The 17,338-nt window shown below is 41.8% G+C and carries 13 protein-coding genes and 1 tRNA gene; 9 read left to right on the top strand and 5 right to left on the bottom strand.

The window, feature by feature from the left end:
* Nucleotides 1-107: 107 nt before the first annotated feature.
* Nucleotides 108-1,499: a S41 family peptidase gene (locus IEX80_RS10455; protein WP_188832824.1), complete on the bottom strand. Its 1,392-nt coding sequence runs from the start codon at nucleotides 1,497-1,499 to the stop codon at nucleotides 108-110.
* A 230-nt stretch (nucleotides 1,500-1,729) separates the two neighbouring features.
* Nucleotides 1,730-2,596, bottom strand: a complete 867-nt coding sequence (gene bla, locus IEX80_RS10450) for a subclass B3 metallo-beta-lactamase (RefSeq protein WP_188832823.1) — start codon at nucleotides 2,594-2,596, stop codon at nucleotides 1,730-1,732.
* Nucleotides 2,597-2,800: 204 nt separating this feature from the next.
* On the opposite strand from bla, the gene IEX80_RS10445 reads away from it, so the two are divergent.
* On the top strand, nucleotides 2,801-4,084 hold the full coding sequence (locus IEX80_RS10445) for a serine hydrolase domain-containing protein (protein WP_188832822.1): 1,284 nt from the start codon (nucleotides 2,801-2,803) through the stop codon (nucleotides 4,082-4,084).
* Nucleotides 4,085-4,145: 61 nt separating this feature from the next.
* Here the strand turns inward: IEX80_RS10445 and IEX80_RS10440 are convergent, their stop codons facing one another.
* Nucleotides 4,146-4,646: a hypothetical protein gene (locus IEX80_RS10440; RefSeq protein WP_188832821.1), complete on the bottom strand. Its 501-nt coding sequence runs from the start codon at nucleotides 4,644-4,646 to the stop codon at nucleotides 4,146-4,148.
* A gap of 670 nt (nucleotides 4,647-5,316) precedes the next feature.
* On the opposite strand from IEX80_RS10440, the gene IEX80_RS10435 reads away from it, so the two are divergent.
* The 7 genes from IEX80_RS10435 (at nucleotide 5,317) to IEX80_RS10405 (ending at nucleotide 14,131) form a co-directional block, all read left to right on the top strand.
* Nucleotides 5,317-6,702: an MBOAT family O-acyltransferase gene (locus IEX80_RS10435; protein ID WP_229701591.1), complete on the top strand. Its 1,386-nt coding sequence runs from the start codon at nucleotides 5,317-5,319 to the stop codon at nucleotides 6,700-6,702.
* Nucleotides 6,703-6,705: 3 nt separating this feature from the next.
* Nucleotides 6,706-7,551 (top strand): hypothetical protein, encoded by an 846-nt coding sequence (locus IEX80_RS10430; protein WP_188832819.1) that lies wholly within the window; start codon nucleotides 6,706-6,708, stop codon nucleotides 7,549-7,551.
* 131 nt (nucleotides 7,552-7,682) lie between these two features.
* Nucleotides 7,683-8,900 (top strand): M57 family metalloprotease, encoded by a 1,218-nt coding sequence (locus tag IEX80_RS10425; RefSeq protein WP_188832818.1) that lies wholly within the window; start codon nucleotides 7,683-7,685, stop codon nucleotides 8,898-8,900.
* A gap of 698 nt (nucleotides 8,901-9,598) precedes the next feature.
* Nucleotides 9,599-11,821 (top strand): phosphoribosylformylglycinamidine synthase subunit PurL, encoded by a 2,223-nt coding sequence (purL, locus tag IEX80_RS10420; protein WP_188832817.1) that lies wholly within the window; start codon nucleotides 9,599-9,601, stop codon nucleotides 11,819-11,821.
* Nucleotides 11,821-12,210 carry an SMU1112c/YaeR family gloxylase I-like metalloprotein gene (gene gloA2, locus IEX80_RS10415; RefSeq protein ID WP_188832816.1) on the top strand — a complete coding sequence of 130 codons (390 nt, stop codon included), beginning with the start codon at nucleotides 11,821-11,823 and terminating at the stop codon, nucleotides 12,208-12,210. Before purL ends, gloA2 begins: the two co-directional genes overlap by 1 nt.
* 668 nt (nucleotides 12,211-12,878) lie before the next feature.
* Nucleotides 12,879-13,583 (top strand): tRNA1(Val) (adenine(37)-N6)-methyltransferase, encoded by a 705-nt coding sequence (locus IEX80_RS10410; protein ID WP_188832815.1) that lies wholly within the window; start codon nucleotides 12,879-12,881, stop codon nucleotides 13,581-13,583.
* Nucleotides 13,584-13,639: 56 nt separating this feature from the next.
* Nucleotides 13,640-14,131, top strand: coding sequence for a metallophosphoesterase family protein (locus IEX80_RS10405; RefSeq protein ID WP_188832814.1), 492 nt, complete (start codon nucleotides 13,640-13,642; stop codon nucleotides 14,129-14,131).
* Nucleotides 14,132-14,317: 186 nt separating this feature from the next.
* Here IEX80_RS10405 and rnhA read toward each other — a convergent pair whose 3' ends face one another.
* Nucleotides 14,318-14,788: a ribonuclease HI gene (gene rnhA / locus IEX80_RS10400; RefSeq protein WP_188832813.1), complete on the bottom strand. Its 471-nt coding sequence runs from the start codon at nucleotides 14,786-14,788 to the stop codon at nucleotides 14,318-14,320.
* Between the two features lie 102 nt (nucleotides 14,789-14,890).
* Nucleotides 14,891-16,987: a heavy metal translocating P-type ATPase gene (locus tag IEX80_RS10395; RefSeq protein ID WP_188832812.1), complete on the bottom strand. Its 2,097-nt coding sequence runs from the start codon at nucleotides 16,985-16,987 to the stop codon at nucleotides 14,891-14,893.
* Nucleotides 16,988-17,110: 123 nt separating this feature from the next.
* On the opposite strand from IEX80_RS10395, the gene IEX80_RS10390 reads away from it, so the two are divergent.
* A tRNA-His gene (locus IEX80_RS10390) sits at nucleotides 17,111-17,184 on the top strand.
* The last annotated feature ends 154 nt before the right edge of the window (nucleotides 17,185-17,338 follow it).

Below are 17,338 nucleotides of genomic sequence, written 5' to 3'. Positions count from 1 at the left end.
TAAAACAGAACGGCCATTACTATAAAGTATCGGCTGTTTTAATGAATTTAGGCTTAAGCGCCGGATAGCCCCATTTGCTGCTTAACACATATGAGAGATTGTGCCTTTTAGTGTTCCAATGTTTCCTGGGCTTTTTTGATCCAATCGTCTTTTTCCTGCAAATAAACGGCGGGCTTTATACCCGTTTCATCAATTCCCTGGCCTACATCCACGCGGCGGCTACGAGAGGAAGAATAATGAAGAACGTACGGCATGCAAGAAAACGGAGCTTGTAGTACGTTGGAATAATCGAGCGTTCCTGATGTGTTCTGCCCCATCAGCGTAACTTTTTTACTTTGGCGGCTTTGTAGTAAAAACTCTTCGGTAGTACTGGCGCAATTATTATCAATTAATATAACAACCTTAGCCGGGTTGGGCTGTATTTTGTATCCGGTGATGTCAAAATCGTTAGCATTCATTACCATTTTACCCCTGTTTGCTTCAAGCGAGGCAACTGTTTTTCTGAGCGATTGTTTGTTTTCTTCGGATCTGTCATTGTCATTTAATATATTTTTCCAGCCGGCTATATTGGCATCGGTAGAGAGCAAATCATTACCTATATGTTTAATCGGGCCGGTATACACCAAATCCATTAAGGGGGTAAAGGTATAGTCGGCGCCGCCGCCATTGCCCCTTAAATCTAAAACCAAATTAGGGGTGTTTGAAAGTATCGCTTTATTTGCCTTAACAATAGAATCAATGTTTGTTGCATTTGACGGAGAAAAGGTTGATATTTTCAGATAGCTGGTTTTATCAGATAGTTTACGGAACGCCACCGGTTCGTATTTGGATGAGGCGGACTCAGTAACTGTAGTCCCCTCGCGATGCCAATCGCCATAAATCCGGTTGCCTTTAAAATAAAACCCTTCTACTTTTGGCATCCCGTTAAGTATATATAATATACCACGCCCAATACTGTCATTAACCATTTTAGCTTCCCATTTGATCATGCCCGGTTTCCAGCCAGGCAGGTTGGAACTCACAATCACAGCCAGATAGTCGTGCAAGGGTGTTTTATCTTTTATTACCGCTATCTTATATTTGGCCGGATCATGAAAATCATAAATACCCTCAAAGCCTTTGGATTTTCTTAATTCGGCAATTTTTTCTGCTGTTATAGGAACGATCTCCCGGTTTGCTATATACGCCGAATCAATTTTAGTTGCATCAAATTTAACACCAACGGATACATGGTGGTCTTTAAATTTACCAAGATATTGGGCGATGATCAGGAGACAATGTTCATTGGCATGGGGCTTTTTTGCAAGCCCGATATATTCACTGAGCATTTTATCGTAGCCGGCTTTAGTCATCAGTGCCTGCTTGTCCTTAAAACCGGCGTAATTCTTTTCCATAAAGCCGGCGATATATTTTACTTCGGTTTCGCAGTTACAGGTTTGCGAAAAAGCACGGCAACCGATAAGTGTTAAAGTAAATAGTAAGGCGATTTTTCTGATCATTGCGAAAGGCTTAAGTTTTACCGTAAGTTACAATAAAACACTTTACTTCAAAGCAGAATAACAAAATAGTTACTGAAAATATATATGCTATAATATTTAATGACCCGAACGCGGGGCACAATCAAAGACGCTTGCGGGAGCCTCGCTTGTATACCTCAGATATGCAGCTTGATATTCATATTTGATGTTATGTTGTCGCTAAGCTTCGGCCAGTTAACGATCCCCCCCAATTATTTTACCGCTATTTTCTTATCGTACTCATTCTGCAGTTCATTTATTTCATCGTAATAATTCTTCTTATCAGCAAAAACCATCGGATTATAAGGGCTGCCAGGCTTGTGTTTGCTGAGGAGATCAAATTGGGAGCCATGGGATGCTAACCAGATATCAAATTTTAACCCCTTCATTGCTTTTAAGGTATACGCATAGTCATTGGCGATGCCGGGATAGGAAGAGATATCTGAAAACTTTTTATCGGTAACGATAGTGGGCATGTTGGCGATCAAAACCCTGTAGTTTCGTTTATTATCTTTTACATCAAATAAATAGCTGCAGGAACCTTTGGTATGGCCGGGATGGTGAAGTATGGTTAGTTTCATGTTACCCAGCTTAATACTATCGCCGTTGTGTAAAATACGGTCTGCTTTTACAGGCCTGAATGTGCGCACATCCCCTTTAAGATCATAATCGGAAAGCCCCCCGTCGGCTACAACTGCCGCGTCGCCTTCATCCACCATCATTTTGGCTTTTGTGATCTTCTTTATTGCCGCCATCGCGCCCATGTGATCAAAGTGGGCCTGGGTTGTTAAAAGAATTTTTGTGTCTGAAACCTTGAAGCCCAGGGTCTTGATATTTGCTGTGATTTGCTGTTCGGAAGACGCAAGCCCGGTATTGACCAGGATATTGCCTCCGGAAGTGGTGATGAGATAACAAGCCAGATCGGTGGTGCCCACATAATAAAGATTGCCCGCGATTTGAAAAGGCGGAAAGGAGCGGGACCATTCCGGGTGCTTTGCTGCTGATGGTTCCAGTACCCTTTGGGCCTGGACTATTAAAGCGTTGCAGAAAAATAATAACAGGATAACCGTTCGTTTCATTACATCAATCTTTAAAGGTGAAAGGATTTATTTATGCGCGCATGGTGCTGCAACAAAAATGCAACAAACTCGAAAGTATTTGCAACATACGCGTAAGTGTTTTTTTTACTGATAATGTTTTTTTGTAAGGTAATTGTATCTGCGTTATAACCCCGGCAACAAAGCCTGCAATTTACACTAAACCTAATATCAATTAAATACCCTATGAAAAACACTTATCCATCCGGGCTTTATAGCCTATCGTTTAATGCTTTGAAAATCAGTAAATTAATTACAATTGCAGGTCTGCTGTTTTTTGCCGCCTGCAAAAAGGACGCACCTTCTGTAACTAAAACAAACAACGGTGCAGATACAACCGGTAAAGGAACGGGTACAGGCACCGGAACAGGCACAGGTGGAGGAACGGGTACCATTGTTGATACCCTAACCCCCAGCAAGGTTGCTGTTGCTGCTTTAGATGATGAGGTAAATACCTTTATGACTACTTATGATGTACCGGCGGTATCTGTAGCGATTACCAAAGGCGAAAAGCTGGTTTACCTGAAAGCTTACGGCGTAAGCGATAAATCTAAAGGTACCAAAGCCGTGATCAGCGACCGTTACCGGTTGGCCAGCTGTTCAAAACAATTCACGGCGGTTGCCATCATGAAACTGCTTGAACAGGGGAAAATAAAACTATCGGACAAAGTATTTGGCGATGGCGCTATTTTAGGTAAAACCTATGGTACTAAAGCCTATGGCTTACACATTACCGATATTACGGTTGATGAATTGCTGCACCACACCTCGGGCGGCTGGGGGAATGAAACAGATGACCCGATGTTCAGTAACCCGACAATGACGACGGCACAGCTCATTACCTGGACTTTAGATAACCGCCCGCTCGATCATGTACCAGGTACCAATTACGACTACTCAAACTTTGGATATTGCATATTGGGGCGTGTAATAGAAAAAATTACCGGGCAAACCTATGCTGAAGCTGTAAAAACGTTGGTTTTAACTCCAATCGGAATTACGGATATGACCATTGGCGGTAACACACTGGCCGATAAACAGGCCAAAGAAGTTACCTATTACGGTCAATCCGGAGAGGATCCTTATGCTTATAATATTACGCGGATGGATGCGCACGGGGGCTGGGTTGCTACCGCTGCCGACCTGGCCAGGTTCCTTGTTTATATTGATAAATTTCCCGTACGGCCAGATATCCTTACCTCAGCTTCGCTAACCACCATGTATACCGGCTCAACGGCCAATGCCGGCTATGGTTGCGGCTGGGCCATTGCAGGCGATAGTTACTTTCACCAGGGAAGCTTACCCGGTACGGCTACAGAACAAGCCCGTTTGGGTAACGGGTTTAATTTTGTGATCCTGACCAACACACGTAGTTTCAAAGCTAATTTCGATTTTGCCCTTGATCAGATCTTCTGGAAGGCGTTGGCCAAAAACCCAACCTGGGGTACAGGAGATCTGTTTCTTAAATAGTAATAGTTAATAGTTAAGTGGTTACATCCCCTCGCCGGTTGGGAGACCGGTGGGGGATGACTTATTTTTGCTTTAGTTTTGCAAAGAAATCGGTAATGGTGCCAATAACGGCGCATGGCGAATTGGCCGGGCAGTTACTAACTACGGGAACATAAAAAATCCTCCTGCTGCCGGCTTGCCCGTCGGGGTTTATCTCTACAACATAGGTTTCCTCACTCATCCCGCCGCAATTACACTCCCGCGTGTTGATATTTTCAAAATTTTTGGCGGTCAGCTTGCTCATGAAGTTGGTCATGGCGGCATCCGCTATGTATTTGCCGTTTTCGGCCGATAAAGGTTTGCCTATTTGCGCGTGCGGTATTTTTTTAAAGTAATAACACTTAGCTGCCGAAAGTGCTATGGCCTTAACCTTATGGTCTTTTTTGTTGTGCGGATTATACCGGTAAATCACAACCTGCTTTGAACTGATATTTGATGGAGATTGGTTGGCGGCCTGGGCAAAAGCATTGCCAGTGCTTATGATAAGCAACGCTTTCGATATGATTTTTATGAATATTGACATCGGTTTAAATGGTGTTTGCAGGGGGCGTGCTTTTTTTGTGTCTTATATAAATAGCCCTTCATTACCTTGACTGAAATGCCTGCAATACGCTTGTCCGGCATCAGAAAGGTGGAGGTTGTTGTAGGTTATGTTTAGTTTGGTAATTGGTTGATTAAAATTAGGGATTTGTTGGGGGAATGGCAATTGTTAGTTGTTGTGAGGTCATTAATACGTCGCGCTTTTTGCGTGTGCTGCACATTCGCGCCGGTAGGGCAGATTAATTGCTGTTATTTACCCCTTTGCTGTCGCAAGCGTCCTCATTTGTGGATGTTATTTAGATATTTGGTTTGCGTACTCAAGTGTTATAAGCGCAGCAAAAGATAAATTTCTTATTTGTCTAAATCTATTCAATACGAGCTTAAACATATGAAGTGATGATCAGGAAAACTTTCGAATTGATATCTTTGGCGGACGGGCTAACAGCTGCCAACGTAAGATGATTCAGATTGAACCAAATCATCGTAGCAGCAGTTGCGCTCAACTTGAAGTATGTATATTGGTCATGATTCAAAAACACAAACTAAACTTTAAATATAAATTAGTAAAGGTCAATTAGATCTGTTATTTATTAACACATATAATGTTATTCAATTCTATAGCGTACGCATTTTTTTTACCGCTGATATTTTTTTTGTACTGGATAGTATTGAAAAGGTCAAAAACAGCTCAAAATGGACTCTTGTTAGTAGCCAGCTATGTTTTTTATGGCTGGTGGGACTTTCGCTTTTTATTTTTATTGATCTTCTCCACGCTTTTAGATTATTGTTCGGGAATCATGATTTATCAAGCCCGCAGTTCTCTTAAAAAGAGAATTTGGCTTTTCTCCAGTGTTATTATTAATGTTGGTTTTTTGGCGGTTTTTAAATATTACAATTTCTTTATTGAATCATTTTATGACATAGTTCAACCGCCGGGGGGGCAGGTAATCAATTGGACATTAAAGATCATTTTACCGGTCGGCATTTCATTTTACACTTTTCACGGCTTGTCTTATGTATTTGATATTTATAACCGGAAAACTGTTCCCTCAAGGAATTTCATAGACTACTCGCTGTTTGTTAGTTTTTTTCCATTATTGGTAGCGGGCCCGATCGAACGAGCTACCCATTTATTGCCTCAAATTAGCGCAAAACGAGAATTTGATTACAAGAGCGCTAAAGATGCTTTGCGACAGATCTTATGGGGATTATTCAAAAAAGTTGTAATTGCAGACAATTGTGCACGCATCGTAAATGAGATATTTAAAACCCCCGAGATTTTCAAGGGCAGCACATTGCTCTACGGAGCTGTATTATTCGCATTTCAGATTTACTGCGATTTCTCAGGTTATTCTGACATTGCGTTAGGCTCCGCACGTCTTTTTGGGATTGAACTGATCAGGAATTTTAATTATCCTTATTTCTCCAGAAATGTGGCTGAGTTCTGGCGACGTTGGCATATATCGCTTTCTACTTGGTTTAGAGACTATATTTATATTCCACTTGGAGGTAGTAGAGGATCCCGATGGCAAAAAATAAGAAACACGCTCCTGATGTTTATTATCAGCGGCTTTTGGCATGGAGCTAATTGGACTTTTTTATTGTGGGGAGCGCTAAATGGATTATTATTTCTGCCACTTCTATTGACCAGGCGTAATAAGAAACATGCAACAGCAATAGTGGCCGAAAATCGGTATCTTCCGTCATGGAGTGAAGTGTTCGGTTTGTTAACCACCTTTCTTTCTATAACGGCCGGGTGGATATTATTCAGGGCGGATACAATAAGACTTGCCTTTAGCTATTATAAAGGCATATTTTCCAAATCTTTTATTTCACAACCCCAGTTATTCGATAATTTGATATTTAAGTTTATTTTGATTCTTTTAATCGTTGAATGGATACACCGAGACAAAACACATGGGCTTCAAATTGATTATGTTAAGTGGCCTGCCATACGATGGGGGATATACATAGGTTTGATTTATTTGATTTGTTACTTTGGCGGCACACAACAGGGGTTTATCTATTTCCAATTTTAAGTTATGAGTACTGCGTTTTTTATCAGGCGTTTTTTGCTTTTTATAATTTTGGCGGCTCCGTTTATAACAGCTCAAAGCCTTTACACTTATTTTAATAAATCATACGAGCAAATAGTAAATGGGAGTGAAATTTATACTTCTTTGCACAAAAGCAAGGTTAAAAAAAAGGTAAAAGTCTTGATAATAGGAGACAGTGTGGGCGAACAGCTATACGACAATCATACATATAATGATGAAATCTATTCACTAACCACAAATCAGGCAATCTCATTGGCGGGTTATTATATTCTTTTAAAAAAATTTACAGATATTAATAGTGATAGCTTGCCGGAACAAGTCATTTTAATTCTTCATCCTGAAACATTTACAAACAACCTTGATCAGAAATTTACTTTTCACTACTTCCTGAAACCATTTTACAAACAGGAAAACAAGCCGCTGCTAACTACAAAGTGTTTGGAACAAATTCATAAAATCCCTTTCAATGCTTTGTCTCAACTTCCTTTTATTCTTAATACTAATTGGGCACCAGACTATCAACCTGGAAAAGATACCACCTATCGATTAATTTCGCCTATCTCCAACGACTATATAATTAAGATCAATAAATTGTGCATTCAGAAACACATTGCGTTTAAACTTTATAGCCCCCCGGTTAGGTCCAGCAGCAGGAACCTGATAGCAAAGTACTCAAGTGGGCAAAACGAGTGCATTCAATGCGATCTTACCCCTGAGTTTTATGATTATTTTAAGAATATCCAATATTTTGCGGATACGCTTTTTCAAGATCATATTCACTTCAAAAAGCAATATATACCCAATGATATTCTTAGGTTAAAAATTAAGTAAAAAATATTGCATTTATATATATGTCTTCATTATATTCGTAGTAATAAAAATATCCTAAACCAGTGATCAACCACCACCTCGGATGAGTTTTAGGCATTTTTGTTTTGTTCTGCCGTTAACTAAATCACTATATGAAAACAAAACTTAAACTGTTATTTATTGTGTTTTTTATCTGCATAATTGCGGATTCGTGTAAAAAAAATGCAGCTCCACCGAAGGTGGATACTCCAAAGGAAAGCGATCTTCAAGTAATTGCAAAATTGGGATTCAACACTTCGGGGATAATTGAAAAATCAGATGGCTATATCGTAGAAAACGATATTTTTTTATCAAAAGACTCTTTGCGTCAATCTTATAAAAACGCATCTGTTATCGTCGCCAAAACAGAGCAATACAACACTACCAATTTGGTGACAGGGTTGCCAAGAACTATTACCATGTATTCCCCCTTGTCGGGCGTTTATTTGTCGGCTTTGGATGATGCTATTACGAGGTGGAATAGCTTAGGTCTTTTAATTACGTTTCAGCGAGTGTCCAGCCCACCTTATGATATTACAGTGACCTCTGCATACCAAAATAGTAATATACTTGCGGTTTCTGGCTTCCCTTTTAGCGATGGCAGGCCATACAATTATATTACTTTAAATACGTATAATTTAACCGGCACCACAAATCAGGATTATATTTCATCTACTATTCAACATGAGATGGGGCATACCATTGGTATGAGGCATACCGATTATGCTGACAGATCATACAGTTGCGGAGGTACAGCCAGTCCGGAATCAAGTATTCCTGACGGGGCAATATATATACCAGGCACACCTTCAGGTCCCGATCCTCAATCAATTATGTTAGCATGTAATAGTGGGCTAAATCGAACTTTTACCTCCAATGATATTATCGCGGTTAGTTATTTATATACATCTTCACATATCCCCGGTCCCCAGCCTGTTTATTTATTCTACAATTCGGGTCTTGAAGATCATTTCACTGCTGCAAACAGAAATGCAACCTTGTCGTCAAGCGGTTGGGCATATTATGGCGTGATATTTAAGGCATATTTAACAAATGCTTCAGGGACAGTTCCGGTATATGAATTTTATAACACATCCACCGGAGATCATTATGATTCCATTAATCCGAATGAGGTCAATGGTTTGGCAAATTGGGTGAATGATGGAATCAAATATTATGCTTATAGCACCAACGTTTCCGGATCAATCCCGGTGTATAGCTTCTATAATTCGTCTAAAACCGATCACTATCTGACACCTGATATAAATGCGGTTAACGGTAGCTCAGGATGGGTAAATGAGGGTGTTAAGTTTTATGTTCTACCTAAATAATTTAATAATATATTCATATTAAGAAAGCTAAGATCAAAAAAAAGGATCTTAGCTTTCTCTGTTTTTAGTTCCCTATTACCGCAAGCCAATCCGATACTCAGCAAACGAACTTCAAGCGAGGATGCTTGCGGTAGCAAAAAAAATTGGTCGTTGCCGCAAGGCTGTGCCTTGTGGCCCACATGCAAGGTATAATCCAGAAATGACTAAATACCTAAAAAAAAGTACTATAATTTAATGATATCAGCCTTACTAATGGTGTCGCTATTTTGCCAGTACCCTTTAAGCATGAAGCGCTGATTTTAAAAAAACTCAAAAAAACATAAAAAACAAGCGAAATAAATGCTGGATAAAAAAAACTGCATTTTAATACTGTTTTTATACTCTTGAAAGTTTTAAGTGGTGACTATTAGTTATTTAGCTATGTTTCAAGCAAAAAGCCAATTGTTTGATTATCAAAGTGTTTCATAAAAAAGGTGTCCCGCGTTTTTACACTCGAAATTTGGAACATGCTCATTTTTAAAAAAAGACGCCGGAGATTTTTTTATTTTTTTTTCGGGAATCAAAAAATTGGGACAGCCGCTTTGTTACAATTGATCTGATACTCATGTTGGCGTTTCCCAAACCTTTCACCTTTAGCCTTTAACCTTTCCGCCTTTTTTCATACTTTTGCGCATCCTTTCAAATAAAACAATATTACATTGGAGCACCAGGAATTAACCACCGTTGAAACCGCTAAAGATCTGGGCCTTTTACCCGAAGAATTTGCACGTATAAATGAAATATTAGGGCGTGTGCCCAACTTTACCGAGCTTTCTATTTTCTCGGTTATGTGGAGCGAGCACTGCTCATATAAAAATTCAATTACATGGCTTAAAACTTTACCAAAGGATAGTCCGCGGATGCTGGCTAAGGCAGGTGAAGAAAATGCCGGTCTGGTTGACCTTGGCGATGGCATTGGCTGTGCCTTCAAAATCGAATCGCACAATCACCCTTCGGCACTTGAACCTTATCAAGGTGCTGCAACAGGCGTGGGCGGTATTAACCGCGATATTTTTACCATGGGTGCAAGGCCTATCGCACAGCTTAACTCATTACGCTTTGGCGACCTGAGCCTCGACAAAACCAAATGGTTAGTTAAAGGTGTGGTTAAAGGTATCAGCCACTATGGTAACGCTTTCGGGATCCCAACCGTTGGCGGCGAATTGTTTTTTGACGATTGCTATAATGTTAACCCGCTGGTTAATGCTATGTCGGCCGGTATTGTTAAGGCTGGCGAAACCGTTTCTGCTACATCGTATGGTGTGGGCAACCCGGTTTATATAGTTGGTTCGGCTACAGGTAAAGACGGGATCCACGGTGCCGCCTTTGCTTCTAAAGATATTACCGAAGATTCGGTAAACGACCTTCCTGCCGTACAGGTAGGCGATCCTTTCCAGGAAAAATTGTTGCTTGAAGCTACCCTTGAGGTAATTAAAACCGGTGCCGTTGTTGGTATGCAGGATATGGGTGCTGCCGGTATCATCTGCTCAAACTCAGAAATGAGCGCCAAAGGCGAGCACGGGATGCGTATAGACCTGGACAAAGTGCCAACCCGCCAGGACAACATGAAACCTTACGAGATCCTGCTTTCTGAATCACAGGAGCGTATGCTGATCGTAGTTCATAAAGGTCGCGAAAAAGAAGTTGAAGACATTTTTGACAAATGGGACCTTAACTGCGCCATTATTGGTGAAGTTACTGATACCAAACGTTTGGAGTACTTTATGCACGGCGAAAAAGTTGCCGATGTGCCTGCCGATGACCTTGTATTAGGTGGCGGTGCCCCGGTTTATCAACGCGAATACCGTGAGCCTGCATACTTTGCCGAAAACCAGAAATTCAATATAGACGACGTTGCCGAGCCTGCAAACCTGGTTGAGGTTGCAGAGCATTTGGTTGGCCATCCTAATATTGCTTCAAAACGTTGGGTAACCGACCAGTACGATAGCATGGTAGGTGTACAAACTATGACCGCCAACCGTTCATGCGATGCTGCCGTTGTTGCCGTAAAAGACACCGACAAAGCCATCGTGTTAACTACCGATTGTAACTCGCGCTACGTATACGCCGACCCATATAAAGGCACTGCCATTGCCGTTGCCGAAGCTGCACGTAACATTACCTGTGCCGGCGGCGAGCCGGTTGCTATTACCAACTGCTTAAACTTTGGTAACCCTTACATTCCTGAAGTTTACTGGCAGTTTGTGAGCGCTATTAAAGGTATGGGCGATGCCTGCCGCAAGTTTGAAACCCCTGTTACCGGTGGTAACGTGAGTTTCTATAACCAATCGGCCGATGGTGGTTCGGTATTCCCTACGCCAACTATTGGTATGTTAGGTGTGATGGACAACGTTGAAAACATCATGACTGCCGACTTTAAACAGCCTGGCGATTTGATCTATCTGATCGGTGAATCGGTTAATGATATCGCGTCATCACAATACCTTGCTTCATGGCATAAAATAACTAAAGCACCTGCGCCGCATTTCGATATCGATAAAGAATACGATATGCAGCAAACTGTTAAGGAACTGATTAAACACAAAGTGGTTGAATCGGCCCATGACGTTGCTGATGGTGGTTTATACATTGCCCTGTTAGAGTCGGCCATGCCTAACGGACTTGGTTTTGATATAGCTACTGATGACAGTATCCGTAAAGATGCCTTCCTGTTTGGCGAGGCACAAGGCAGGGTAGTGGTAAGCGTTGCACCCGAAGAGGAGGAGCGCTTTGTTGAGGTGATGGCTACCAGTGAGGTTGAATTTACCTTATTGGGCACTGTAACCAACGGTGGTTTAACTGTTGATGAAGAAGCCTTCGGTCATGTTACCGACCTGAAAATGGTTCATGCTAACATCCTTCACGGTATTTTAGGCGAATAATGTTAAAACTTAACCGGGTACATCATATAGCTATCATCTGTTCGGATTATGCAAAATCCAAACGGTTTTATACAGAAGTACTTGGCTTAAAAATAGTCCGCGAAGTTTACCGCGAACAACGACAATCATATAAGCTTGATCTGGAAGTGGGAAACTTCTACCAGATCGAGCTTTTTTCTTTTCCTGATCCGCCTGCACGTTCTTCGCGTCCTGAAGCGGCAGGTTTACGTCATTTAGCTTTTGAGGTTGATGATCTGGGTGAGGCGGTAGCGCATATCTCTTCTTTTGGAGTTGATATTGAACCTATTCGTGTAGATGAAACTACGGGCAAACGCTTTACATTTTTTGCCGATCCGGATGGTTTGCCGCTGGAGTTGTATGAGATCTAATTTAGGTAGTCGTGCCGAATTTATTTCGGCGATCCCACAGGACAAGTCTGCTTCGTTTTTAAATAGCTTTTGTTGGTATTAACAATCATTGGCCCGCTCAATTGCCGCGGGATGGCTGTTACTTTTGTCTTGACACAAAAGTAACCAAAAAGTCAAGTCAGCAGATAGGCTTCTTTGCCGCACCGGCCAGTGCACATGCCTTTGTTTGGCCTTTGCCCTGCAAACCGGGCATAACCACGGGCTGCAATTATTTTGCCCCGCTTCGCATGTGCCCAATGCTTCTGCAAAAACTTGCTATGCCCCTGCAGCCGCACAAGGCCACCATTGTTCTGCCCGCTTTCTCCCGAAGCTTACCTGCTGACGAGGAGGGGAGGAGATTCAGGACAGTGAGAGCCAAGAAACAAGAAAAGAAATTACGACTTCATGAAAGGATGGATCTTTGGGCAAATAAAATAATGTTATAAATCCCAAAACGAAAGCGGGTAAAGGCCCGGCAAAAAAGCGGGCCAGGGAGCATGGCCTGTGGGGGGACGCATTTTTTTGCCTTGATGTTTGGTTACTTTGCATCTAAGGTAAAGTAACTGGCCCCCGCCCGGCCAAGAGGGCGACGATGTAAGTTATTTAGCAGAAGTGCAGTTTATTCCCAACCAATAGATAACTTCGCCCTCATGTTCCGTTTCAAACAATTCAGCGTTGACCAAACCGGCTGTGCCATGAAGATCAATACCGATGGCGTATTGCTGGGTGCTATAGCCGGCGAAGGCGAGCCGTTGAACATACTGGATATCGGTACCGGTACAGGCGTAATCGCCCTGATGCTGGCGCAACGTTTCACGGATGCCAAAATAGACGCAGTTGAAATTGATGAGCAGGCGGCTATAACAGCAAAAAACAATTTCAACAATTCGCCATTTAAAAACAGATTAACACTTTATGCAAATGGATTTGAACAGTTTTTTGAAGATTATCCTGGAAAGAGATATGACCTCATTGTATCAAATCCGCCGTTTTATATTAACTCCCTGCAATCACCGGGAGTTAAAACAAATTTAGCCAAACATGCTGCTGATGGTTTCTTCGAAAAACTAATATCGGTAGTTGCCCCGCAACTTACCGAGCAGGGTATTTGTTGGCTGATACTGCCCACAGATACTTCGGTATTGGTGAAAGACCTCGCCTCGCAAAACGGACTTTATCTGCAAGAAACGATCGGTATACACTCTTTTAAGAATGATGCCGCACACCGGGAAATTCTTGCTTTTGGAAAAAACGACACGCAGACGATAGCCGATAAATTTGTGATCTACAGCGAACCAAAAGTATACACAGACTCATACCGTGAAATGTTAAAAGATTTCCTGACGATATTTTAACCCCTATCTTGATTCTTGCATCTTAATTCTTACCTCTTACTACGTATCTTTATCCCATGACCCGCATAGGCCTAATTTCTGATACTCACAGTTACCTCGACGATGCCGTTTTTAAACATTTTGAGAATTGCGACGAGATCTGGCATGCCGGAGATTTCGGCACCATTGAACTGGCCGACAAGCTTGCCGCTTTCAAGCCGTTAAAAGGCGTATATGGCAATATTGACGATAAAGATGTACGAATTGTTTACCCCGAACATATACGCTTTAAATGCGAAGATGTAGATGTATGGATGACCCACATCGGAGGTTATCCCGGCAGGTATAGTCAAAACATCAAAGCTGAAATTTACAGTAATCCACCCAGGCTGTTTATCACCGGGCATTCACATATTTTAAAAGTGATGTTTGATAAGAAGATCAATTGCCTGCACATGAACCCCGGTGCGGCAGGTAAGCAGGGCTGGCATAAGGTGCGCACCTTGTTAAGGTTTAACATTGATGGCGATAAGATCCAGGACTTACAGGTGATTGAGTTGGCAGGGTAGGAAGCAGAAAGCTTTGTTATTTGAATGAGCCGAATGGATTTGAGCATTGGGGCGAAAGAGAAATCTTCTACGCTTTGTAAAGCAACGATGCATGGCTTAAAGCATGAGGTATAAGATATCTCCTCACCGCTCACGCGCTTTCCATGTCAGGTTCGTCGAAATGGTAAATTGTGAATAGGTGATTAGTTACACCATCCCCGCCCTTGCATTCTCCGCCTCAAAAACCGAATCAATAAGCAGGGGAGGACGTTTACCTGCCGCTACAGCCAGTTGATCGCAGCGTTCATTTTCAGGGTGCCCATTATGACCGCGTACCCAGGTAAATTTAATTTTGTGCAGTTTGCTAATCTCTAAATAGCGCATCCACAGGTCTTTGTTTTTTTTGCCTGCGAAGCCTTTGGCAACCCAGCCATTAACCCAGCGCTTTTCAATGGCATCAATAACGTATTTAGAATCGGAAAAGATCATTACATCCTGATTGGGAGCTTTCAGCGCTTCCAAGCCTTTTATTACCGCCAACAGTTCCATCCGGTTATTGGTAGTTTTGCGAAATCCTTCAGATAGCTCTTTATAATGCTGTCCCGAACGTAATATCACACCATATCCACCTGGTCCCGGATTACCGCTTGAAGCCCCGTCTGTAAAAATCTCGATCATATTTTAAGTCCATGGACAATAGTTTATAGTCCATGGCAAAAGTAAGAAACTTTAAATCATACGTTGCATTGATCTAAAGCAAATAAAACTATGGACTATGGTCTATCGACCATCAATCTTTTTAATCTTCAACCTCAATGAATTACCTATCACCACTACATCCGAAAATGCCATGGTCAGTGCGCCAACCATAGGATTAAGGAAACCCATTGCTGCCACTGGGATAGCTATGATATTATAGGCAAAGGCCCAGAAAAGGTTTTGTTTTATGGTAAGCAGCGTATGCCTGCTGATCTGTAAAAACTTAATCACCGACTGCAGGTCGGTATTTAATAGTACCACACTGGCCGACTGAATTGCCACCTGACTGGCGTCATTCATAGATATGCCAACATCGGCATGGGTTAGGGCAGGAGCATCGTTAATGCCGTCACCTATCATAATGGTTTTACCTTTTTGTTTATAAATGTCAATCACCTTCAGTTTTTCTTCGGGAAGTTTTTCGCCATGAACCTCTGTGATACCTAATTGATGAGCTACGCTAAGGCAACGGTCTTTTTTATCACCGCTCAACAGTACCGGGATAATACCCATTTGTTTAAGTTGAGTTATAAGAGTGGAGGCTTCTGGTTTTATCTGGTCATCGACAGCAATTTGCGCCATCAGTACCTGGTTTTTATATAGCGCAATGTTGAAACTGGCCTGGTGGTTGGTTTTCGCTGTACCCAAAAAGTAATTATTGCCGTGGATATCTTCTGCACGCATACCCAGGCCTTTTTCTTCTTTAACCGATTTTAAAATGAGCTTTTGCTGAGGTAATCCTTTTAAACCGTTTACAAGCGATTTGGCTATAGGATGATTAGATCGTTCCTCAATAGCAGTGATCATGCCCCTGATGTGTTCTATATCCGCACCATTCTCAATCCTGATCTCATTAACGGTAAACTTGCCGGTTGTAAGGGTACCTGTTTTATCAAACACTACATATCTGGTATTAGTAACGGCTTCAATCGTATCTCCGCCTTTTACCAGGATGCCGTTCTTAGCTGCCCGGCCCAAGCCAACCATAACAGCGGTGGGCGTGGCTAAACCCATGGCACATGGACAAGATATCACCAGCACAGCAATTGCATTCATGACAGCATGTTGTAAGTCTGAACTGCCAACAAAATAGGTAAGTATAAAAGTAGTAAGCGCTATCAGTATTACCGCAGGTACAAATACAGCTGCAACCTTATCACCCAGTTTTTGTACGGGAGGCTTGGCCGCCTGAGCTTTTTTCATCAAATCGATGATCTGAGCAAGGATGGTATTTGACCCAACACCGGTTGCCAGCATGTGGAAATTGCCGTTAATTAATATAGTGCCGCCAATAACCTTATCATATTTTTGTTTTTCAACAGGGATGCTTTCGCCGGTAAGCATGGCTTCATCAACCGAGCCTTCGCCCGAAAGGATTTCGCCGTCAACAGGTATTTTATCGCCCTGCTTAATCAGCAGTGTATCACCAGCGCGCACTTCTTTGGCATTGATTACCTCAACGCTGCCGTTTATTATCCGGTTAGCATTTACTTGCTGAAACTTGATCAGATCTTTTACTGCTGAAGTAGTTTGGCTTACCGAGCGTTTTTCAAACACATTGCCCAGCAGTACCAGTGTTATAATGGTAGCACAGGTTTCATAAAACTGGTATTGTGGCCCCAGGTTACGTATTGTGCCGATAAGGCTATAGACAAATGCCGACGTTGAACCCAAAAAAATGAGCACATCCATATTAGGAACGCCGCCTTTAAGTGAGTTGATGGCGCTTTTACCAAAATGCAAACACCCAACAATAAAAACCGTCAGACATAATAACAATTGAATAATGGGCTGATGCAGAAAATGCCAGGGTAATATCATGTGCAGCAAAAGTGGTGCGGTAAAGATGGCGCAGAAGACAAATTTGTTTTCTACCCGTTCGTAAAACGGTACCGAATGGGTGCTGAGATCCTCGACAACTTTAAAACCTAAACTTTCTATCCCTTTTTTTATTTCAGGCAGCCGGGTTTCATCGTTGGTTGAAAATTTTACCTCTTCGCCGGCAAAATCGACCAGGATATTGTGTAAACCTTTTTTTTCGAGGAATTTATGGACGGACATCGCGCAATTATTACAATGCATGCCGGTCACATTTAGTTCTATCAATTGCTCAGCCATGTTACAAAAATACTTATTATGCATAATCATTCTAAATTAAACGGGTAAGCTTAATGTAATTTTAAAAAAGAGTTTGCAATTAACCAGGAGATTTCTATTTTTGCACACTCGAAAAACAAAACGGTAGGCATAGCTCAGTTGGTTAGAGCACCAGATTGTGGTTCTGGGGGTCGTGGGTTCGAGCCCCATTGCTTACCCGCTTTTATAAGGCTCATTTACATAAGTAAATGGGCTTTTTTTATGCCCATAGGTAGTTTTTACATGGGGAATTTGATTTAGCAGCTAATATCACTACCACCTGGAAGTGACAGGCATAACTTATGGCGCTATCTGTAATGAAGTATGTCTTTT

It is taken from the genome of Mucilaginibacter rubeus, from assembly GCF_014643835.1.
In the GTDB taxonomy this organism is placed as follows: domain Bacteria; phylum Bacteroidota; class Bacteroidia; order Sphingobacteriales; family Sphingobacteriaceae; genus Mucilaginibacter; species Mucilaginibacter rubeus.
Note: the sequence above shows the minus strand (reverse complement) of the source record. Positions and strands in the feature narration are given on the sequence as shown.